Source organism: Steroidobacteraceae bacterium, assembly GCA_041395505.1.
Classification (GTDB): Bacteria; Pseudomonadota; Gammaproteobacteria; order Steroidobacterales; family Steroidobacteraceae; genus JAWLAG01.
The window spans coordinates 1617356-1638919 of record JAWLAG010000001.1; the positions used below are offsets into that span (position 1 = coordinate 1617356).

At 62.4% G+C, this 21564-nt stretch carries 21 protein-coding genes; 17 read left to right on the forward strand and 4 right to left on the reverse strand.

Annotated elements, in window-relative coordinates:
- Positions 1-16 precede the first annotated feature (16 nt).
- The 10 genes from R3E77_07350 to R3E77_07395 all read left to right on the forward strand — a co-directional run bounded on the left by R3E77_07350 (position 17) and on the right by R3E77_07395 (position 7973).
- Positions 17-382 (forward strand): DUF4845 domain-containing protein, encoded by a 366-nt coding sequence (locus R3E77_07350; GenBank protein ID MEZ5499230.1) that lies wholly within the window; start codon positions 17-19, stop codon positions 380-382.
- On the forward strand, positions 379-1068 hold the full coding sequence (gene rnc / locus R3E77_07355; protein ID MEZ5499231.1) for a ribonuclease III: 690 nt from the start codon (positions 379-381) through the stop codon (positions 1066-1068). Before R3E77_07350 ends, rnc begins: the two co-directional genes overlap by 4 nt.
- Positions 1065-1976, forward strand: a complete 912-nt coding sequence (gene era, locus R3E77_07360; protein MEZ5499232.1) for a GTPase Era — start codon at positions 1065-1067, stop codon at positions 1974-1976. The genes rnc and era overlap by 4 nt, the downstream gene beginning before the upstream one ends.
- On the forward strand, positions 1973-2710 hold the full coding sequence (gene recO / locus R3E77_07365; protein ID MEZ5499233.1) for a DNA repair protein RecO: 738 nt from the start codon (positions 1973-1975) through the stop codon (positions 2708-2710). The genes era and recO overlap by 4 nt, the downstream gene beginning before the upstream one ends.
- Complete coding sequence (locus tag R3E77_07370; GenBank protein ID MEZ5499234.1) at positions 2707-3435, forward strand: pyridoxine 5'-phosphate synthase; 729 nt, start codon at positions 2707-2709, stop codon at positions 3433-3435. The genes recO and R3E77_07370 overlap by 4 nt, the downstream gene beginning before the upstream one ends.
- On the forward strand, positions 3432-3821 hold the full coding sequence (gene acpS / locus R3E77_07375; protein ID MEZ5499235.1) for a holo-ACP synthase: 390 nt from the start codon (positions 3432-3434) through the stop codon (positions 3819-3821). The genes R3E77_07370 and acpS overlap by 4 nt, the downstream gene beginning before the upstream one ends.
- The gene (locus tag R3E77_07380) at positions 3818-4594 is read left to right on the forward strand and encodes a 3'-5' exonuclease (protein MEZ5499236.1); all 777 of its coding nucleotides are present in this window, start codon (positions 3818-3820) and stop codon (positions 4592-4594) included. Before acpS ends, R3E77_07380 begins: the two co-directional genes overlap by 4 nt.
- Positions 4591-5907, forward strand: coding sequence for a 23S rRNA (uracil(1939)-C(5))-methyltransferase RlmD (rlmD, locus tag R3E77_07385; protein ID MEZ5499237.1), 1317 nt, complete (start codon positions 4591-4593; stop codon positions 5905-5907). Before R3E77_07380 ends, rlmD begins: the two co-directional genes overlap by 4 nt.
- A 102-nt stretch (positions 5908-6009) precedes the next feature.
- Positions 6010-7044, forward strand: a complete 1035-nt coding sequence (gene nagZ, locus R3E77_07390; GenBank protein MEZ5499238.1) for a beta-N-acetylhexosaminidase — start codon at positions 6010-6012, stop codon at positions 7042-7044.
- A complete protein-coding gene (locus tag R3E77_07395) occupies positions 7041-7973 on the forward strand; it encodes a diguanylate cyclase (protein MEZ5499239.1) in 933 nt (310 codons plus the stop codon). Before nagZ ends, R3E77_07395 begins: the two co-directional genes overlap by 4 nt.
- 12 nt (positions 7974-7985) lie before the next feature.
- Here the strand turns inward: R3E77_07395 and R3E77_07400 are convergent, their stop codons facing one another.
- The 3 genes from R3E77_07400 to R3E77_07410 form a co-directional block, all read right to left on the reverse strand.
- The gene (locus tag R3E77_07400; GenBank protein MEZ5499240.1) at positions 7986-8534 is read right to left on the reverse strand and encodes a hypothetical protein; all 549 of its coding nucleotides are present in this window, start codon (positions 8532-8534) and stop codon (positions 7986-7988) included.
- Positions 8535-8559: 25 nt separating this feature from the next.
- Positions 8560-12015, reverse strand: coding sequence for a transcription-repair coupling factor (mfd, locus tag R3E77_07405; protein ID MEZ5499241.1), 3456 nt, complete (start codon positions 12013-12015; stop codon positions 8560-8562).
- Positions 12016-12104: 89 nt separating this feature from the next.
- The gene (locus R3E77_07410) at positions 12105-12392 is read right to left on the reverse strand and encodes a hypothetical protein (GenBank protein MEZ5499242.1); all 288 of its coding nucleotides are present in this window, start codon (positions 12390-12392) and stop codon (positions 12105-12107) included.
- 134 nt (positions 12393-12526) lie between these two features.
- Here R3E77_07410 and R3E77_07415 point away from each other — a divergent pair, with 134 nt between their 5' ends.
- The 3 genes from R3E77_07415 to lolD are packed head-to-tail and all read left to right on the forward strand — an operon-like array spanning position 12527 to position 15699.
- Positions 12527-13774 (forward strand): lipoprotein-releasing ABC transporter permease subunit, encoded by a 1248-nt coding sequence (locus R3E77_07415; GenBank protein ID MEZ5499243.1) that lies wholly within the window; start codon positions 12527-12529, stop codon positions 13772-13774.
- Between the two features lie 4 nt (positions 13775-13778).
- Positions 13779-15020 carry a lipoprotein-releasing ABC transporter permease subunit gene (locus R3E77_07420; protein MEZ5499244.1) on the forward strand — a complete coding sequence of 414 codons (1242 nt, stop codon included), beginning with the start codon at positions 13779-13781 and terminating at the stop codon, positions 15018-15020.
- Entirely contained in the window at positions 15013-15699 is a 687-nt protein-coding gene (gene lolD, locus R3E77_07425) for a lipoprotein-releasing ABC transporter ATP-binding protein LolD (protein MEZ5499245.1), read from the forward strand. Before R3E77_07420 ends, lolD begins: the two co-directional genes overlap by 8 nt.
- Here the strand turns inward: lolD and R3E77_07430 are convergent, their stop codons facing one another.
- Positions 15700-16212 (reverse strand): DUF2062 domain-containing protein, encoded by a 513-nt coding sequence (locus R3E77_07430; protein ID MEZ5499246.1) that lies wholly within the window; start codon positions 16210-16212, stop codon positions 15700-15702.
- Positions 16213-16271: 59 nt separating this feature from the next.
- Between R3E77_07430 and R3E77_07435 the strand changes: the two genes are divergently transcribed.
- The 4 genes from R3E77_07435 to msbA all read left to right on the forward strand — a co-directional run bounded on the left by R3E77_07435 (position 16272) and on the right by msbA (position 21548).
- Entirely contained in the window at positions 16272-18551 is a 2280-nt protein-coding gene (locus R3E77_07435; protein ID MEZ5499247.1) for a DNA internalization-related competence protein ComEC/Rec2, read from the forward strand.
- A gap of 231 nt (positions 18552-18782) precedes the next feature.
- Positions 18783-19370, forward strand: coding sequence for a MotA/TolQ/ExbB proton channel family protein (locus R3E77_07440; GenBank protein MEZ5499248.1), 588 nt, complete (start codon positions 18783-18785; stop codon positions 19368-19370).
- A 4-nt stretch (positions 19371-19374) separates the two neighbouring features.
- Positions 19375-19803 (forward strand): biopolymer transporter ExbD, encoded by a 429-nt coding sequence (locus tag R3E77_07445; GenBank protein MEZ5499249.1) that lies wholly within the window; start codon positions 19375-19377, stop codon positions 19801-19803.
- Positions 19800-21548 carry a lipid A export permease/ATP-binding protein MsbA gene (gene msbA / locus R3E77_07450; protein ID MEZ5499250.1) on the forward strand — a complete coding sequence of 583 codons (1749 nt, stop codon included), beginning with the start codon at positions 19800-19802 and terminating at the stop codon, positions 21546-21548. Before R3E77_07445 ends, msbA begins: the two co-directional genes overlap by 4 nt.
- The last annotated feature ends 16 nt before the right edge of the window (positions 21549-21564 follow it).

Genomic DNA, 21564 nt, shown 5'->3' on the forward strand with positions numbered 1-21564 from the left:
AGGGGAGGCAATGGCAATGCGTCGAAAGCAGAGTGGTGTCACGTTTATCGGCTGGCTTTTCCTGTTGGTGCCCGTAGGGCTCCTGGTTTATGCGGCCATTCGGTTGACGCCAATCTACTCGAACTATTTCTCGGTGGTTCGGGCCATGGAACAGACCGCAAAGGAGTTCAAGGGGGACGAGGGCATTTCCGCGGCCTCCATTCAGAACTCCCTCGAGAAGCGACTCGACATCGACAGCGTGGTGTTTCCGACCGTCAAGGACATCGGTATTCGTCGCGAGGGCAGCACCTGGAAGATGGCGCTGCGCTACGAGGATATCGCGCCGCTTTTCTATAACCTGTCGATTCTTGTTACATTCGACAAGGAAGTTCGTGTCGAGTGATCGCGGCTGACTGGCCGTTGTCCTGGCTGCAATCGCAGCTGAACATCACGCCGCGGGACGTCGCAATCTACGAGCAGGCGCTCACTCATCGCAGCGCGTCCGCCGATAACAACGAGCGCCTGGAATACCTCGGTGACGCCGTGCTCAGTTTTCTGGTGGCCGAAGAGCTGTTCGCAATGCATCCACATCTCGACGAGGGTGATCTGAGCCGGATGCGCGCCCGTCTGGTCAGTGGCGCGGAACTCGCGCCGGTGGCCGCCGCGATCGGCATTGGAGAACAATTGCGCCTTGGATCCGGCGAGGCAGCGAACGGCGGACATCGGCGCGAGTCGATACTCGCGGATGCCCTAGAGGCATTGATCGGCGCTGTCTACCTCGATCGCGGCATCGATGTGGCTCGATGCGTAACGCTGCGGCTGCTGCGCGAGCGGCTCGATGTGCTGCCCGATCCCGATGCACTGAAGGATGCCAAGACGCGACTGCAGGAGTACCTGCAATCGCGCGGCATGCCGCTGCCGGAGTATCGCTTGCAGGCAACCCATGGCGAACCGCATGAACAGGTATTTCATGTCTGCTGTGCAGTGCGGGGTTTGACGGACGCCGGGCACGGTTCGGGCTCGAGCCGGCGCAAGGCCGAGCAGGAGGCCGCTCAGCAGGTTCTCGATTCCCTTCTGGAACAACAATGAGCGAGGCCGCCGAACTCGAAAATCCGGCTTTCAGGGCGGGTTTCGTGGCGTTGCTGGGCAGGCCAAATGTCGGCAAGTCAACGCTTTTGAATGCGCTCGCTGGCAGCAAACTGAGTATTGTCACGCCGCATGCACAGACGACCAGGCACAGGATCTCGGCCATCATCGAGCGCCCGGGTGGGCAGATCATTCTCGTCGATACACCGGGCGTGCATCGCGGCGAGAGAAGAGCGCTCAACAAGGCGATGAATCGAACTGCCTCCGGCGCTTCGGCCGACGCCGACATGATCGCGATGGTCGTCGAGGCAGGCAAGTGGCAGGCTGAGGATGACCTCGTGCTCTCACGCATTGCCAGGGATGCGCGGCCGGTCATCGCCGTCATCAACAAGATCGACCGGCTGCGAAGCCGCGACAGCCTGCTGCCATACATCGACGAACTCTCGCGCCGCCATGAATTTGCAGCCATCGTGCCTGTGAGCGCCTCAAAAGCGGATAACCTCGACGCTCTCGTCCAGGTCATCGAGCGCCATCTGCCGCAATCCTCGCGACTCTTTCCGCAAGGTCAGCGGACGGATCGAAGCATCGAATTTCGCGCAGCCGAGGTCATTCGCGAGAAATTGTCCCTGGAATTGCGCCAGGAGCTTCCCTTTGGCATCGCTGTGCAGATCGAGGGCGTCCAGCCGGTCGAGGAGCAACTTCACGTGGATGCCGTCATCTGGGTCGATCGGCCCGGGCACAAGCCGATCGTGATAGGCCAGGGTGGTGAGAGGTTGAAGCGGATCGGTCGCAACGCGCGCCTCGAGCTGAACGAGCTCTATGGCCAACGCGTTCACCTCACCTTGTGGGTTAAGATACGGCCGGGCTGGGCGGATGACATCCAGGCACTGCGTAAACTGGAAATCGAATGAATCGTTCGATCAGACGGGTGCAACTGACACCGGGTTATCTGCTTCACCAGCGGCCGTATCGGGACAGCAGTCGCATTATCGAAGTATTCACTCGCGAGTTCGGCCGGCTGACGCTGTTCGCCCGTGCCGTGCGCGGCGGCAAGTCGGCCCTGGGGTCGGTGCTGCAGCCATTCCAGTTGCTGTTATTCTCATTCAGCGGACGTGGCGATGCGGCGCAGCTGACCGGTGCCGAGGTTGGTCGGCCATGCACAGCGGTACTCGCGCAAACTTCGTTGATGCCCGCATTTTATGCGAACGAGCTATTGCTCAAGTTGCTCACCCGTGACGACCCGGCGCCGGTGCTATTCGACGCGTATGCAGAATTGCTCGACTGGCTGCACGGCGCCAAGGAAGTCCAGGCGGGCCTGAGGATTTTCGAGAAGCGACTGCTCGATGCCATTGGCCTTGGGCTCGATCTCGTGCGCGAAGCCTCGGGCGGCACGATCGAACCCGATACCCACTATCGGTATCTGTCGCGGCAGGGAATCGTGGCGGCAGGTGATGCCGCCGGGCATTCGGTGCGCGGCGATTGCCTCCTCGCACTGGCGCGGGAGGATGTGACCAGGCCTGGCCAATTGACCGGCGCGCGAGCGATCCTCCGCGCGGCAATAGACGATGCTCTCGAAGGCCGTCCCCTTGCGACGCGCCAGGTCGCACGCGAATTGCATGCAATCGAGAGGACAGACGGGCGATGAGCGCGCCGATTCTGGGTGTCAATGTAGATCACGTGGCTACCCTGCGGCAGGCTAGACGTGCGTCGCTGCCCGATCCGGTGGCGGCGGCGATCGTGGCCGTGCGTGCCGGCGCGCCGGTCATAACCGCACACTTGCGCGAGGACCGGCGGCATATCCAGGACGACGACGTTCTCAGGTTGCATGAAATCGCTGGCGGCAGGCTGAACCTCGAGATGGCCGTGACGCCGCAGATGCTGCGCTTCGCGGAGCAATTGGGCCCGCCGGAGTGCTGTCTCGTTCCCGAGAAGCGCGCCGAGTTGACTACGGAGGGTGGGCTGGATGTACTCGCCGGCGAGACCGAGGTCAGGGCGGCTTGCCAGCAACTCGCTGCCCTTGGCACGCGCGTGGCGCTGTTCATCGATCCGGTGCAACAACAGGTCGAGGCGGCGGCGCGCTGCGGTGCAGTTGCAGTGGAGCTTCATACCGGAAGTTACGCCAATGCCGGTGTTGCGGCGGCCGCGCACGAGTTGCAGCGTCTGGTCGAAGCGGCCCGGATTGCAGTACAGCTCGGACTTGCAGTGCATGCCGGCCACGGGCTCGATTACTTCAATGTCAAGCCGGTCGCCGCGATCCGGCACATCGAGGAACTCAACATCGGCCACGCTATCGTGGCGCAGGCGATGATCTGCGGGTTCGAGACAGCGGTGCGACAGATGCTCGATCTGCTGCGTGCAGCGCGCCCATGATCTTCGGCATTGGCATCGATGTGCTGGAGGCCCGTCGTGTCGACCTGCTGCTCGAGCGCTATCCGCAGCGCTTCGTGCAGCGCTTGCTCATGCCGAACGAGCTCGAGCAGTTTCGAAGAACGAAACGGCCAAATCGCTTCCTCGCCATGCGCTTTGCCGCCAAGGAAGCCATTGTAAAGGCAATGGGCACCGGATTTGCGAACGGCGTGTGGATCCGCGATATCGGTGTCGTGCAGAACAAGCTCGGCAAACCGGAAGTTGTGTATTCGCCGCGTGGCGAGCGCAAACGTCGCGAGCTCGGCGTAGGCGAGGGCCACGTTACATTGACGGATGAGGCCGGATTGATCGTTGCCGTTGCGGTGTTGCTGCGAGCGTCGGCGCCATGAATGTCCTTACTTTCGACATCGAAACCGTGCCGGATGTCGAGCATGGCCGGAGGTTCCTGGGGCTCGGCGACCTGGATGACGTCGCCGTGGCCAAGGCGATGCAGGCACTGGCGCGTCAGAGGCGTGGCGAGGATTTCCTGCCGCTGCAGCAGCACCGCATCGTCGCCATCGCCTGTGCTTTGCGGCGCGGTGAAAATCTCACGGTCTGGAGCCTCGGGGAGACCGATTCCTCCGAGGCGCAACTCGTGCAGCGATTCTTCGATGGGCTCGAGCGCTACTGTCCCGATCTCGTATCGTGGAATGGCGGCGGGTTCGACCTGCCGGTGCTGCACTATCGTGCATTGCGCAACGGCGTCGTGGCAGCCCGCTATTGGGAAACCGGCGATGAGGACAAGTCTTTTCGCTACAACAACTACCTCGGACGATTTCATTGGCGGCATATCGACCTGATGGATGTACTGAGCGGATACCAGGCGCGGGCGCGGGCGTCGCTTGATGAAATCGCCACTTTGGTGGGATTGCCTGGCAAGCTTGGCATGACGGGGGCCGATGTCTGGCCACGTTATCTGGCGGGCGATTTGCGGGCGATTCGACAATACTGTGAGACCGACGTTCTGAATACCTATCTGGTCTACCTGCATTTCGAACGCATGCGCGGTCGGCTCACGCCTGCGCAGCACGGGCAGGAGATAGAACGTGCGCGCCAATTCCTGCAAGCCTCGGACGGACCACATTGGCAGGAGTATCTCGCGGCCTGGGATTCGACGAATTGACAGCGACGCGATCCGGCCCGGTCGAGCTCGGCACAGTGATCGATCTGGGTCGGGATGGCGAAGGCGTCATCCGCAACGGCAAAACCGTATTCGTTCCCGGTGCGCTTCCTGGCGAGGTCGTGAAATTTGTCCGTCGGCGAAGCCGTCGTCAGCACGACGAAGGTGAATTGATCGCAGTCGAATCGCCATCCGTGCACCGTGCAGATCCCATCTGCGCGCATTTTGGCCGCTGTGGTGGCTGCACGTTGCAACACCTGTCAAGCGATGGGCAGGTCGAGCTGAAGCAGCGCGAATTGGCACAGTGCCTGGCGCGTATCGGGCAGGTTGCACCGCAGCGTTTTCTTGCGCCGTTGCGGGCTCCGACACGGCACTACCGGCGTCGGGCGCGACTCGGTGTGCGCTACGTTGCGAAGAAAAACCGTGTGGTGGTAGGTTTTCGCGAGCGATTCAAACCCTACGTTGCCGATCTCGACCAATGCCCGGTCCTGGTCGAGCCTGTTGGTTCGCTGTTGCGGCCATTGAGTCATGTATTGAACGAGCTCAGCATTCGCGAGCGGCTGCCACAGGTCGAGATTGCCGTGGGGGACTCGGGCGAGGTCGCCATGGTGCTGCGTACGCTCGATGCGCCGAGCGATGCCGATCTGGAGCGACTACAGGCCTTTGCTGAAGCGCACTCGTTGTTGCTCTTTCTTCAGCCGGCAGGTCCGTCAAGCGTCGTGCCGCTGTCCCACGAGCGACGCAGTCAAAGCTACTGCCTGCCGAATCACGATTTGCGCCTCGAGTTCGCGCCGACGGATTTCGTGCAGGTGAATGCGCTCGGCAATCGGCTCCTGGTCGATGCCGCGATCGAGCTGCTCGATTGCAACGCAGGCGATTCCGTGCTCGACCTGTATTGTGGCATTGGCAATTTCACGTTGCCGATCGCGAGGCGCGCGCGGCAGGTCCTCGGTATCGAGGGTGCGCCGGAGCTCGTGGCGCGAGCGAGCGCAAACGCCCAGCTTAACGGCATTGGCAACGCGCAGTTTGTCTGCCGCGATTTGACCGATGGGCCCGCGCTCGCGCACTTGCTGCGCGATCGATCGATCGATCTCATATTGCTCGACCCGCCCCGCGCGGGTGCCCAGGCGATATTGCCCGTGCTGGCAGACTTGCGCTGCCGGCGCATCGTCTACATATCCTGCCATCCTGCAAGTCTGGCCCGGGATCTGGGCCAGCTCGTGCATGAGTTCGGATATCGTCTCGAAGCCGCCGGCAGCGCGGACATGTTTGCGCATACGGGGCACCAGGAGGCGTTAGCCTTGCTCACGCTGTGACCGGCGTCGCGCTAGCGCTGCTGGCCAGTTCGCGGGCGACACAGTAACCTTGGCGCATCGCTGGCTTGTTGGCAGGTCCATGGTGTGACGCTGGGGCCGCTCATGGTCGATATTGCTGGCCTGGAACTCACGAGCGAGGACCGGGAGGTGCTGTCGCATCCGATGGTCGGGGCGGTCATTCTGTTCTCCCGAAACTACGAATCTCCGGAGCAGCTGCTGCGGCTGACTGCGGCCATCCAGGCAGTGCGCGCGCCACAGCTCCTTGTCACCGTAGACCAGGAGGGCGGCCGGGTGCAACGCTTTCGTGAAGGTTTTTCGTTGTTGCCGCCGCTCGCATGGCTCGGGCAGGAGTATCAAAAGAACCAGGCGCGCGCGCTCGATCATGCGCGCCGACTCGGCTGGCTGATGGCCGCCGAGATGCGCAGCGTCGGAGTCGATTTGTCATTTACGCCCTGCGTCGATGTCGACTATGGCATCAGCGAGATAATCGGCGATCGCGCATTTGGCTCGGACAGGAATGCGGTCGCGCGCCTGGCCGTCGCTTATGCACACGGCATGCACGATGCGGGCATGGTCGCGACCGCCAAGCATTTTCCTGGCCATGGCGCGGTGCGCGCCGACTCGCATCTGACGCTACCAGTCGATCGTCGAGCATTGGCTGACATCCGGGACGACCTGCTGCCATACCGGCGAATGATCGCCAACGGCCTCGCAGCCGTCATGGTGGCGCACGTTGTCTATCCGGATGTCGATGAAATGCCTGCGAGCCTGTCGGGACGCTGGATCAAGGGCGAGTTGCGCGGTGAACTGTCTTTCGCTGGCACCGTATTCGCGGATGACCTGTCAATGCGGGCGACCGCGCAGTTCGGCAATGCGGCGCAGCGCGCCGCCCTTGCGCTTGGGGCAGGCTGCGACGTGCTGCCGGTTTGCAACGATCGCGAGGCAGTCCTCGAAATACTGGACGCACATGTGCTGGCCGCGAGTCCTACCAGCCAGATGCGCATGGCTCGCCTGCGTGGCGGTGCCAGGATTGCACCCGGGGATTTGCGGCACCATGGCGATTGGCAGCTAGGCAGCCGGATCCTGGCCGCCTATCGCGAAACGCCAGTCCTGGAGCTCGACGGCAGGCCGGCATGAGCGGACTTACAGAACCACTGCTGCGCGCAATCCTCGATTCTGCCCCGCAAGGCGTCGTGATTTTCTCCACGGACGATGCGGTTCGTGCCCGATATCTGAATGCAGTCTTCACATCGATGACGGGTATGACGTTGGCGGACGATCCGTCAGGTTCCAGTTGCGGTCTCGCCGGGAGCGCCCAGGATCGCGAAAGCATCGAACGCATTGGTCAGGCCGTGCGCCGCCGCGAGCCCTCGCGCCTCGTGCTGCGAAGCTACGGCGCGGAAGCGGTGGCCAGCTGGTGCGAACTCAGCCTGCAGCCACTGACCGAGTCCGGTTCTGATTCACAGTATGTAGTGGGATTCTTGCGCGACCTTGCGGGTCGAGTGCCGCGTCAGGACCAGTCCGGTACGGAGCCGCCGGCGTGGATTCGCGAGGATCGCTTGACGGGGCTTGCTTCGCGGGATTTTTTCGACGAGGTGTTGCGTCGCGAGTGGGCAGCGAGTCAGCGGGAGTCGCGTCCGATCGGCTTGATCCTGATCGATCCGGATTATTTCGCCGGCTATAACGAAATATTCGCGAGTACCGGTGCGGATGCCTGCCTGCGACGTGTCGCGCGTCTCGTGCAGGCGGCGTACCGCCGCGGCAGTGATCTCGCCTGTCGCTGGGACGGATGCGTGCTGGCCGTCATGCTGGCCGGGGCAGGAGCCGAGCCTAGCACGAGCTATGTGAATTCGGTTCTGGCCCGGATATTCGAACAGCGCATTCATCACCCGCGCTCGCCGCTGCGCTATGTGACGGCGAGCGCCGGGATAGCCGTGCTGGTACCGCAGCGAGCCCAGGAACCCACCGTGCTGATCAGCGCCGCCGAGAGCGCCTTGCGACGTGCCAAGTCAGCTGGTCGCAATCGCGCCGAGGTCGCCGGGAAGGCCGATTTTCGGGCAGGCTGAGCGGCTCGCAGTCTACCGGCCGTTATCCCGGCCGCTGCTCGCCGGGGTCACGATTGCGATCACTCCGAGTGATGGGCTGTCGTAGTAGTTCTTCTCGTAGAAGCGGATACGACGCCGTTCGTCGATTGCGCCCCCGCCGTAGCTGACCTTGACACCCAAATGCAGGTACTGGCCGCGTTCCAGCGAGATCCTGCCGTTCAATCCGGGTACGTTGGCGCCGAGGCGCTGCAAGGTGAACCCTGCGCGTGTTCCCCAGTCGCTGGCGGTTTGAGACCAGCCAAAGTGTGCAATCGGCGTATATCCGGACGCTGCGCGCAGGCGGTTGGCGATGTCGCCCAGCTTCAACTCGGCCGCCGGAGTGCTGCGAACGAAACGACCAATCGCCGAGCCACCCGAGGCGCCATCATCGGCGCCGGCGCCGCCGACGACGCCGGCACCTGGTGCGCGAAATATGATCAACTCGATGTTGTAGATATTCCCGCCGTTGGCGGACTGTGGCACCGCGGTCGCGGTCGCCAACAAGCCAGCGAAGACCAGCAGCCATTGTCGGTGGAAACCCATGGCGTGATTGTAATGCAAATCGGTGTCAATCGTCGCCGGAGAGGGCGGTGAGCAGCTCATCGGCCAGCGCGAAGCGCTGCTGCCCACTGTCGAGAACGGCATTGATGCGCAGTTTGAGCGGTCCGTCGAACCGACAGCGTCCGCTGCTGTCGCTGGCGAGGCGTACCAGGACCGCGGGATCTGCCGTGCTGTGCTCCGTAAACGACAAGTAGCCACCCTGAGGACCCAGCTCCATTCGCCGCATGCCCAGGCGGCGCGCGCGCAACGTCAGTGCGGCCGCCCGCAACAGATTGGCCGCTGCCGGCGGCAAGGGTGCTCCAAAGCGGTCGACGATCTCCACGCCGAGTTCGTCGAGTTCCGCCGCGCCCGCAGCCGAAGCAATCCGCTTGTAGAGCCCGAGCCGGACATGGACGTCGCCGACGTACTCTTCAGGGAGGAGTGCGGGCACGTGCAGCTCGACTTCAGCGGGTGCCGCGAGAGGCCGGTCGAGTTCAGCGGTTCGGCCGGCCCGCGCGGCCGCAACGGCCTCGCCCAGGAGGTCGAGATACAGCGACAGACCGATTTCACTGACGTTGCCACTCTGTGCTTCGCCAAGAAGCTCGCCCGCACCGCGGATTTCAAGGTCATGTGTTGCCAGCACGAAACCTGCGCCCAGTTCCTCGAGCGATTCGAGTGCCGCGAGCCGCTTCTGCGCATCGCTGCTGACGCTTGCCATCGGCGGAGTCAGGAGGTACGCGTAGGCACGGTGATGAGAGCGACCGACCCTGCCGCGCAGTTGGTGCAGTTGCGCGAGGCCAAAGCGATCGGCGCGATCGATCATGATCGTATTTGCAGTCGGGACATCGATGCCGCTTTCGATGATCGTGGTCGCCAACAGGAGATTGAACCGGCGATGGTAGAAATCGATCATGAGTTGCTCGAGGTCGCGCTCCCGCATCTGGCCATGACCAACACGAACATCAGCTTCGGGAATGAGGTTGCGCAGGCGCATCGCAACTTTTTCCATGTCCCGTACCTCGTTGTGCACGAAGTAGATCTGCCCGCCGCGCCGTAGTTCACGCAATGCCGCTTCGCGTATTGTCGCATCATGCCATTCGAGCACGAACGTCTTGATTGCGAGCCGCTCGACCGGTGGCGTCGTGATCAGCGACAGGTCGCGCAGACCTCCGAGCGCGAGATTGAGCGTGCGCGGTATTGGCGTGGCGGTCAGTGTCAGGAAGTGCACCTCGGCCCGCAGCGCCTTCAGACGCTCCTTGTCGCGGACGCCAAATCGGTGTTCCTCGTCAACGATTACCAGGCCGAGATTGCGAAATTGAACCTGGGCGTGGAGAAGTTTGTGGGTAGCGATGACGATATCGACGGCGCCTGAGGCGACACCGGCGATGACGCGATCCGCATCGCCGCGGCCGCGAAATCGCGACAATGCCTCGATGCGTATCGGCCAGTCGGCGAAGCGGTCGCGAAAATTGGCGGCATGCTGTTCGGCCAGCAGGGTGGTAGGGACCAGCAAGGCGACCTGGCATCCCGCCTGGCAGGCAATGAAGGCGGCGCGCATGGCGACCTCTGTCTTGCCGAAGCCGACATCCCCGCATATGACGCGGTCCATCGGTTTCGACGCGGCCAGGTCTACACGCACGGCCGCGATGGCCGCGGCCTGGTCTGGTGTTTCTTCGAATGGGAAGCCGTCCGCGAACCGGTTGTACTCGAGGTCGCCGACGGCGAGTGATCTGCTCTGTTTGAGTTGTCGCCTCGCGTGCAGATCGAGAAGCTCGGCCGCGACATCCCGGATCTGTTCCGCGGCACGGCGTCGCGCTCGCTGCCAATCGCCGCTGCCGAGCTTGTGCAATGGCGCGTGATCGGGCTCGGAGCCGGTGTAGCGGGACACAAACTGCAGCGAATGCACCGGTACGTACAACAGGTCACCGTCGCGATATTCGAGAACCAGGAATTCCCCGTCCTCGCCGCCGGCTGTCATGACTTTCAGTCCGCGATAACGGCCGACGCCGTATTCCTGGTGTACCACCGGCGCGCCCTCGATCAGGCTCTGCAGGTCGCGCAGGATCGCGGCCGGGTCGATTTCGCTGCGTCGACGACGGCGTTGCTGGCGCGCTCGCGCGCCGAATATCTCCTGCTCGGTAACGATACGCAGCGCAGGCTCTGCAATCGCGAGGCCGCGCACCTGCTCGGCGACCATGATGGCGTTGCGCGCGGGACTCGCCGTGAATTCCTGCCAGCTCTGCATTTGCGGCGGATGCAGCTCGTACGGTGCAAGCATCTGCAGCAACAGCTCGCGCCGACCGGGTGATTCGGCGACCAGGAGCGTGCGCTGCCCGGCGTCCCGAAGCGCGGCGACCAGGTTGGCGAGGGGTTCCTGCGGCCGAGCGAGCCCGGTCAGCGCAATCGGAGCGCGAGTATGGAAATCCTGGCTTGGTACCGCCTCGATCGCGTCGATGGCGTGCTTGAAGCGCGCCATCGTTACCTGTGGCCGTTCGGCCAGATGTTGCTCGATCTGTTGCGGCTCGAGCGCGATCTCGTGCGGAGCAAGGATCGGGCGTTCGATGTCGTGACGTCGTTCCTCGTAGCGTTCCTGCAGGTCGCGCCACGCGCTGGCGCAGTGCTCGAGCGCCTCTGTTGCGGTGACCACTACGGCGTCATCGGGCAAATGGTCGAACAGCGATGCGGGAGTCTCGAAGAATAGCGGTAGATAGAACTCGATTCCCGGCGGCGCGATGCCGTTGCCAACGCCGCGATAGATCGCCGAGCGAGACGGATCGCCCTCGAAACGTCTTCGATATCGCTGACGGAAATCCCGAATCGCGATTTCATCGAGCGGAAATTCGCGACCAGGAAGCAATTTCACCGTGTCGATCTTTTCGAGCGAGCGTTGCGTATCCGGGTCGAATTGGCGAATCGCGTCGATCTGTCGATCGAGCAGGTCGATGCGCAGCGGTTCGGTACTGCCCATCGGGTACAGATCGAGCAAGGACCCGCGCATCGCGAATTCGCCCGGATCGCGAACCTGGCCGACCGCCAGGTACCCGGCCGCGACCAGGCGGGTTCGCATGGCGTCGGTGTCCAGCGTATCGCCGGTGCGAACCTGAAAACTCAATGCCGAGAGGTAGTTCCGGGGTGGCAGCCGCAGGAGCAGCGTCTCCGCCGCAACCAGCAGGATGCCGCGCGGTCGATCGAGCAGCCAGGCGAGCGTTGCCAACCGTTCCGACACGAGATCAGCGTGTGGCGAAAACAGGTCGTAGGGCAGTATTTCCCAGTCGGGCAATGCGCGAACCGCGAGCCGGGTTCCGCAGAAGAAACGCAATTCCGCCGCCGTTTCCTCCATCGCCTGCACGGTAGGCGCGATGACGAGGTAGAGGCGCGAGTCCTCGACGGCTGCTTGCGCAATCGCAAGGCTCGTGGCGCTGCCGTGCAAGCCGTGCCACTCGACATGGCGCCGGGAACGATTCGGGCGTATGGGTGAGAACAAGGCGGAATACCGCGCGCAATAGCCTACGGGCGCGGCAGGATACCGGCTCGAGGCCGGCGATCCAATAGACTTGTAGAGGTGGTGTCGGTCTAGGGTGCAGTAACGACGGCGTGGATCACGCGATCGTTTTCGAAGAACACGGCGAAATTCGGATAGTCCCAGCGTGTTATCGGCGGTTGACCGACCGTGGCGTGGCGATTCGTGGGCTCACCAAATCGTGATTCGACGGCGCTCATGGTAATGCCGCGTGCCGGAGTCTCAACCGAGCTCGCCCGCAGCTGAATCGCATCCCCGACCGCTACGGTTTCCGCCTGGGTCATGGCCGCCGCGCTGGCAAGAGCAGCGAACGACAGTGTCAGCAGCAAAGCCCTATTCATGGTTGCATCTCCCGGTCGAACCGTTGGACTATAGCACCGGCCGGGACAATGGCGCCGCACCGGGTGGGCGGTATCCTGACCAATCTGTGACCCAGTTCGGATTTTGCAGGCGTAACCGCTCCCTCCAGGCCCTGATGTTCTATCCCTTGCCCATATTCGTCGGAATGCGCTACCTGCGCTCCGGCACGCAGCGATTCTTCGTATCCCTGATCTCGTTGCTCGCGCTGCTGGGCGTCGCGCTGGGTGTCGCTTCGTTGATTGTCATCCTGTCGGTAATGAATGGCCTCGAGGGCGAGTTGCGGGAACGACTCCTCAGCCTGAGTGCGCATGCCAGGGTTTATGAACGCGACGGGTCCTTGCCTGTCGACTGGAAGACGCTCGCGACGAAAATCCGCGAATTACCCGGCGTAGCGGGTGTCGCGCCATTTGTCGAGCAACAGGTGCTTGCCGTCCACCAGCCTGATATGTTGCCCGTGCTCCTGCGGGGCATCGCTCCGGATCTTGACGGTTCCGTCACAGGCCTTGCGTCCATGCTGGTGCAGGGGCGAATGCAGGATTTGCAGCCAGGATCCGACCGGCTGATCCTGGGCAGCATAGTCGCCGAGCAGCTCGCCGTTGCCGTTGGCGATCAGGTCACGCTGCTCATACCGGCGGTGGCCGCGGATGGAACGCCGCTGCCGCGTCTGCGCGAGTTCACTGTCGCCGGAATTTTCGAGGCCGGTCTGCAGGATCACGACGCGACATTGATGGTGGCGGCGCTGGCAGACGTCGCGCAGCTGCTCCCTGGCGGCAATGTGCAAGGAGGCCTGCATTTGCGGTTTACCGATGCGCTGGCGGCGCCGCAGATTGCAGCTGCGATTGCCGCGGCTCTGCGACCGGGACTCGCGATAACCGACTGGACCGTCGATCACGCGAATTACTTCCGGGCAATCCGGATCGAGAAGACCATGATGACGCTGATCCTGCTGCTCGCAGTGGCGGTTGCTGCTTTCAATATCGTGGCGATGCTGGTCATGGTCGTAACCGACAAGCGCACCGACATCGCAATCCTGCGCACGCAAGGCGCGCGCCCGTCTTCCGTGATGGCGATTTTCGCGACTCAGGGGCTTGCGATCGGTTGGCTCGGCGTTTGCCTTGGACTCATTCTCGGGGTCCTCGCTGCGCTCAACGTGGAGCCGATCCTGGGTTTTTTCGAAAGTGCATTCGGTTGGCATCTGATGGACGCGAGTGTCTATTACATTTCGAGCGTGCCGTCGGAACTGCATTGGTCGCAAGTCGGTGTGATCACCGTCGCCGCGTTGTTCATAACGGCATTGGCAACCATTTATCCGGCGTTGCGTGCAGCGCGGATCGCGCCAGCCGAAGCACTTCGATACGAGTAAGCGCATGGCATACGAATGGCTGATTGGTACACGCTATATGCGTTCGACGCATCGGCGGGGATTCGTGTCCTTCGTCGCGCTCATGTCGGTGCTCGGGCTGATGCTTGGAGTTGCCGTATTGATCGTCGTGCTGTCGGTCATGAACGGCTTCGAGGGCGAGCTGCGGCAACGAATTCTCTCGGTTACATCGCACGCGACGCTGATGGGACTCGAGGGCAGTTTGCCGCAATGGGAGTCGGCCCGCCGCCGGGCATTGGCCAGCACGGGCGTTGAGGCCGCCGTACCCTATGTCGAAGCTCAGGCGATGCTGGCGATGGGCGGACGGGTCCTCGGCGCAACCGTTCGTGGCATCGATGTCGCGGCGGAACGCGCCACACTTGGCCTCCTCGGCAGATTCCAATCTGGCTCGGCCGATTCCCTCGTCGCGGGCGATTACGCGATTGCGCTCGGCGATGCGCTCGCAAAAGAACTCAACGCATCGGTAGGCGACAGCCTGGTTGTGATAACCCCGCAAGGCACGGCGACGCCGGGCGGAATCATGCCGCGAATGCGCCGCTTCCGGGTCAGTGGGATATTCAGCTCCGGCATGTATGAGTTCGACCGTGGCCTCGCCCTGGTCAACATCGACGATGCGCGACGCCTGTACAATATGGGCGATTCGGTTACAGGCATCCGCCTGACGCTCGATGATCCATTGCAAGCGCCGGGCACGGTGCGTCAGCTCGCTCTTGAGCTTGGCGGCGGGTACTTCGTGAGCGACTGGACCCGCAACCATGCAAATTTCTTTCGCTCGATTCAACTTACCAAATCGCTCATGTTCTTCATTTTGATGTTGATCGTCGCCGTCGCCGCTTTCAATATCATCGCGACACTGGTAATGATCGTCAAAGAGAAGCGGGGTGACGTCGCGATTCTGCGCAGCATGGGCGCGGCGCCGCGCAATATTCTTCTGACTTTCACCGTACAGGGCGTATTGATTGGCGTCCTCGGCACCTTGTTCGGAGTTTTGCTCGGTGCGACGATTGCACACAACCTGGAGAGGCTGGTGCATTCGGTGGAACGAGCCTTCGGAGTCCGCTTCCTTGACCCAAAAGTATATTTCATGAGCGATCTTCCCGCGTATGTGCAATGGCCCGATGTCCTGCAGGTGTCGGCCATCGCGCTGCTGCTTTGCGCCGTCGGCACGCTCTACCCGGCATGGACCGCTTCGCGTGCCCAACCCGCAGAGGCGTTGCGACATGACTGAGCAGGTCATGCAGGCGACGGGCCTGCGCCGTGAATTTCGTCAAGGATCGAGCGTGCTGCAGGTGCTTTGCGGGGTTGACTTCAACGTGGCTCGTGGCGAGCGCATTGCAATCATCGGAGCCTCGGGTTCGGGGAAGACGACTCTGCTGCAGATACTGGGCGGCCTCGACAAGCCCGACGCCGGCACCGTCAGGATAGACGGTCGCGACATACACGACATGAACGAAGCGGATCGTTCACGGCTTCGCAATCAGACCATGGGGTTCGTATACCAGTTCCATCATTTGTTGCCGGAATTCTCTGCATTGGAGAATGTTGCCATGCCGCTCCTGGTGCGGCGCGAACCGATCGCGGCCGCGAGGCGGGCGGCAACCGAGCTGCTGTGCCGTGTAGGGCTCGAGAACCGCCTCGACCACCGACCGCACCAACTGTCGGGTGGCGAGCGTCAGCGTGCGGCGGTGGCGAGAGCGCTCGTCGGCGGACCAGCCATCGTGCTTGCGGATGAGCCGACTGGCAATCTGGATCACCGCAACGCCGAGCAGGTCTTCCAGATGATGCTGGATCTCAATCGCGAACTCGCCACCAGTCTGGTCGTAGTCACACACGATACGGCGTTGGCGGCAAGAATGGACCGTCAGGTCCAGCTGCAGGATGGAATATTGGTCGATTCGCCCGCTTAGTCAGACCTGGGAGACGCGGCGTGTGCGATATCGTCGGATCGTGCGCCATCGCCAAAGCAATTCGAGAATCAACCAGCTGAGCACGGCTCCTGTCAATGCGCACACGGCGCAACCGGTCAGGAAGGCGCGCCACATTGGCCCCAAGCCATGCTGTAGCCACGACCACGACAGTTCAAAGTGGAATGGCCCCTGCTGCCCCACCAGAAACGTTCCAACGCGATAGGCAAAGTAATAGACAGGTACGACGGTCAACGGATTGACCAACATGACGGTTGCGAAGATCGTCGCGACGTTCAATCGTGCGACGATCGCCACCAGAGCGGCCAGTGGCAGGTGTATCGGCAATGGTACGAAGCAGATGGCGATGCCGGCGGCCACGGCGCCGGTAATGCTGCGACGCTGCATCGACCACAGGCGCGAATCGCCAACGAAACGCCAGACCGGGCGCAAATACCAGCGCCCGCCCAGTCGTTCGATGCGCGGACGAAGCTTTTTGATCCATTTGCGGGCCATTTGCCGGCGTCACGGTACCATGGCCTTGGGGTTGCGCCTACCAGCGCGCCATTGCGTTCGTGACCGCGCTCGCACATTGCGCAGTCTTTTTCGTTTGCGGCGAGTTGTTGCAACTGCAGCTGGCGTCGGCGGTTGCCGTGCCCAGGTGGATTTCCGTCGCAACGATCCTGGCGCTCGCGCTCGCCCATCTCGCGGCGCTTCGAATGGGCGGAAGGAACTTTCTGCATTGGCTGGTTTTGCCGCTGCTCGCGGCAGCGGCTGGTTTCATTCATATGCAAGGCGAGGTCGCTCGCTACCTCGCCGGGCGTTGGCCGCGTGCCGACGATGGGCAGCGCATACTCGCTGAGGTAATAGTCGAGTCCATACCCTCACGCGATGAGCGCGGAGTCGGTTTTCTTGGCATTGCCGCTGCCAAGGGCAAAACATGGCGCACCCGGATTACCTGGAGCGAGCCCTGGCGAGATCCGCCACGATTGGGCGAGCAGTGGCAGTTCGTTCTTGCAATGCAAGCGCCGACCGGTTTCGCGAACCCCGGCGATGTTGCCCGCGCGAAGGCAAGGTTGCGTGAGGGTATCCATGCGATCGCGCGAGTCGTGCCGTCGGCGCTCAACCGGCGACTCACGACCGCGGGTTCACCGATTGCAAGGGTGCGCCAGCAGGTTGCGGAACACGTCGCCGCAACCATTGCCGATCGCGACGCCGCGGCGCTCCTCGCGGCGCTTGCCGTTGGCGCAACGCAGGACATGTCATCCGAGCAATGGCAGGTCTTCGCGGCCACGTCGACGACGCATCTGGTTGCGATTTCCGGCATGCACGTCACGATCTTCGCCGTCGTCATGTTCGCTCTGGCACGGCGCCTGTGGCGTGCGCTCGGGCTCGCAAGAGCCGGATTGCAGCGTGACAACTTTGCGATGATCTTGGCACTCGGCAGTGCGACCTGCTATGCAATGCTGGCTGGCGCGTCGATCCCGACGCTGCGGACATTGCTGATGCTCGGGCTTTTCTATCTGGCGCGACTCACGGGCCGTGCAGCACAACCTGCAAGCGTCCTTGCCGCCGCCGCCGTCTTGCTGCTCGTATGTGATCCGACCGCGGTACTTGCGGCCGGCTTCTGGCTGTCCTTCGTCGCCGTCGGCCTCATTCTTTTTGTTGCAGAGAAGGGGCTGTCCGAACGCGGTGATTGGCGACAGAGCCTCACGCTGCAGTGGTGGATAGGCATCGGCCTGCTGCCGTTGTGTTCGTATTTCTTCGCGACCGTGCCCGTGATCGGCTTGGCGGTCAATTTGCTGGCGATCCCGGTTTTTGGATTCCTGCTCGTTCCGCTCGTGCTGGTCGCTACCGTGGCGTTGGCCGTGACGCCTGTATGCAGCACCTGGCTGTTCACTATGGCCTGGCGTGTCCATGACATTTTCTGGCCTGTGCTCGACTGGGCAGCCCTGCATGGTCGGATCGCAGGAGCTTCCGGGCTCGATGGGATTGCGCTACTGGTGATCGCGACCCTGGCGCCCCTCATGATCCTTGCGGTTCCCTGGCGGCTGCGTGCCGCCGCCTGCCTTGCCGTGTTGTTGCTGCTCGGTTCCAGGTCGGAGTCGCCCGCCGCTGGTGAGGCCATTGTGACTTTTCTGGATGTCGGCGATTCTGTTTCGATCATCGTGCGTACGCGTCGACATGCCCTGGTGTACGGGACCGGCGAGCGCTACCGCAGTGCAGGCCGTGTCAGCGAGACTGTCGTGTTGCCGCAGCTGCATCGCGCCAATCTGGGTCGGGTCGATCGCCTCGTGGTGCCACGACTGAGCCCCGATCGTGCTGCCGGTGCGGGTGAAATGCAGGGCCAGCTGGAGATCAGGGAGGTCCTCACCGAGCGCAACTGGCAAATGGCGAACCGTGCCGCGCTACGCTGCCCGGAGACCGGTGAATGGCAATGGGACGGCATCTGGTTCCGGTTCCTGCACGGCAGCGATAGCTGTGTGCTGCTGCTCGGCAGCGGCAGCGACTGCCTGCTTCTCGCGAGCGCCGTACGTGTCGAGCATGAGCCGGTGATTGCAAGGCAAATCGGCTGCAACGTGATGTTATTGCTCGTGCCGCGCTCCGGCGCGGCCGATACAGCGGGTGGGGGCTTCGAGCGTGGACTGCATCCGCGTTACGCCATTTTGAGTGCGTCGGCCAGCGGCAGGCGCGTGCGTAGCGTCGCATCCAGCGCGGCCCGCTGGCGTGCCGCCGGTGCCAAAGTGCTCACCACGGGCGAGAGCGGCGCCATCACCATGCGACTGGGATCGACCGGCCTTACCGAGCCACAGGGCGAGCGCGAGCGCCGGCGAGGATTCTGGCGAGGCTGGTGAGCCTGGTCGGCTTGCGGATCCTTGCTCAAGGCCCCGTGAACGGCCTATCTCCTGTGCCAGGGCCGAAAACCCTCGAGATCGTGTGTCCTGGAAAGCGTGCTGGCGGACGCCTGGTGTCCAGTGGGCTCCTGAGGTGGGTTCTAGCTCAGGTTGCCCTTAGGTATGATGGCGCCGGTCGCAGTTTCCGGATCGTCACCAATGTGGGAAATTTTTCGAGCTGGCGGGCCATTGATGTGGCCGATACTGTTGTGCTCCATCATCGCCGCCGCCATCATCCTCGAGCGGCTCTGGACGCTGCAGGATCGACGTGTCATGCCGCGTGACCTCGTCAAGAAGGTCTGGCAAATGGTCGAGGCGGACCAGATCAACGAAAAGGTGATCGAGCGCCTGCAAAAAAGTTCGCCATTGGGCGAGGTGCTCGCGGCCGGACTGGCCAATCGTCATCGCGCGCGCGAGGTCATGATGGAGCGGCTCGAGGATACGGGGAGACACGTCATCCACAGCCTCGAGCGCTATCTCAACACGCTTGGCACGATTGCCGGCATCGCGCCGCTGCTTGGTCTGCTGGGTACGGTGACCGGCATCATCAAGGCCTTCAATGCCATTACCCAGGGCGGCATGGGCAATCCGCAAATGCTCTCTGGCGGTATTGCGGAAGCGCTGTTGACGACAGCGGCGGGGCTGTCGGTCGCGATCCCGGCGCTGATTGGTTATCGATACCTGCGCGGCAAGGTTGATCGCATCGTGATCGAAATGGAAAAGGACGCGATTGCACTCGCCGAGGCGGTCGAAAACACCGCGTCGCGACGGGCGAGCTGAATAGATGAATCTCAAGCCACGCCGATCGGAGGAGCCAGAAGTCAACCTGACTTCGCTGATCGACGTGGTTCTCCTGCTGGTCGTGTTCTTCATGTTGTCCTCGACATTCATCGACGAGGGACGCGTCAAAATCAAACTTCCAGAAGCCAACGCCAGCAAGGCCGTAAAGTCTGCGACCGAGCCTCTGGTCATTACCGTGACCCGGGAAGGTGTGTATCGTCTCAACGACCGGGAGCTGGTCAACTCGAGTGCTGCAACGCTGCGCAATGGCATCGTCAAGCTGGTTGGCGATGAGCGCAATGTCAGGGTGACGATACGCGCCGATGCCGATTCTCGCCATCAGGCCGTTGTTACGGTCATGGACGTGCTCAGCAAGCTTGGATTCGGGCAGATCAACATTGCCACGGTAGAGTCAACCGCAGGATCGCCTTGAGTCAATCGATCGAGACTGACAGCGCAACGCAGGTCTACAAGCGACTGCTGGGTTATGCCCGGCGCCACCTGGGCCGTTTCGCGATCGGCGTCGTGGGTATGGTGTTGTTTGCGCTGACAGACACGGCATTCGCATGGCTGGTCAAGGAATTCCTCAACGGCGCATTCGTCGAGCGTAACCTCGACATCCTGTGGTTCGTGCCTGCCGGCATCGTGGCGCTATTCTTCCTGCGCGGCCTCGGCGACTACACGGCCAACTATTTTCCCGGTTGGGTCGGCCGCCAGGTAATCCGCGCCTTGCGAGGCGAGCTGTTCGCGAAATATCTGCGTCTGCCGGTGTCCTATCATGACAACGCGACCTCCGCGCAGTTGTTGTCGCGGCTGACCTATAACACCGAGTTGGTTGCGGAAGCCGCAACCAACGCATTGACCGTGCTGATTCGCGACCTGTTGTCGATCGTCGGTCTGTTCGGCTGGTTGTTCTACCTCAACTGGCAGCTCACGGCGGTTGTACTGGCCATCGCGCCGGTAATCGCCTGGCTCATTCAGCGCATCAATCGGCAATTTCGACGTTACAGCACGCGGATCCAGAATTCGATGGGTGATGTGACCCGGGTTGCGAAGGAGGCCCTCGAAGCGACGCGTCTGATCAAGGTCGCGAATGCGCAAACACATGAGCAGCAGTTGTTCGCCGCCGCCAATGAGCTCAACCGACACACCAATACGCGCCTCATCGGCGCCAAGGCGATGGCAAATCCCGTCGTACAGCTGGTTGCCGCTGCGGCGTTGGCCGGCGTACTGCACTTTGCCATCCGCCAGGTGCTTGATCACACCATGCCCGTGGGGGACTTCATGTCCTACCTGACGGCCTTGCTGATGGTTACGGCGCCGCTTCGCAGGTTGGTCAACGTGGCCGGTCCGATCCAGCAGGGGATTGCGGCCGGGCAAAGCATCTTCTCCATCCTCGACGAAAAAGAGGAACCGGAGGGCGGCAGTTTGGGGATCGACCGCTGTCGGGGTGACATCGAATTTCGCGCGGTTGATTTCTCCTACGACGGCGACAAGGGCAAGGCGCTGCATGGCGTCAATCTGGCCGTCACTGCCGGTTCGACGGTGGCCATCGTGGGTCGCTCAGGCAGCGGCAAATCGACGTTGGTGAGTTTGTTGCCGCGATTCTACGATCCGGTCGCTGGGCAGATACTGCTCGATGGCGTTGATATACAGGATTACCAGCTTGCCGATCTACGCTCCCAGTTCGCACTCGTCACGCAGGACGTCGTACTGTTCAATGACAGCATTCGCGCCAATATCGCGTTCAACCTGACCGGCGCCGACGACGCGGCGATCGAATCGGCCGCACGGGCCGCTCACGTCATGGAATTCGTGGCCGACCTGCCGCAGGGGCTCGATACCATGGTCGGCGACAAGGGCGTGTTGCTGTCAGGCGGTCAGCGGCAACGCATTTCCATTGCGCGCGCCATTGTCAAACAGGCACCGGTTTTGATTCTCGACGAGGCGACGTCGGCGCTCGATAGCGAGTCGGAGCGGCGCATTCAAGAAGCGTTGTCGCACTTGATGAGCGGTCGCACGACCTTCGTCATCGCGCACCGGTTATCGACGATTGAACAGGCGGATTTGATCGTCGTCATGCACGAAGGGCGCATTGTCGAGCAGGGCGGTCACGCCGATCTTCTTGCGCGCAACAATCTCTATGCGCAATTGCACCGTCTGCAATTCGCTGTCTAGCGGTTCCGCGATTGGC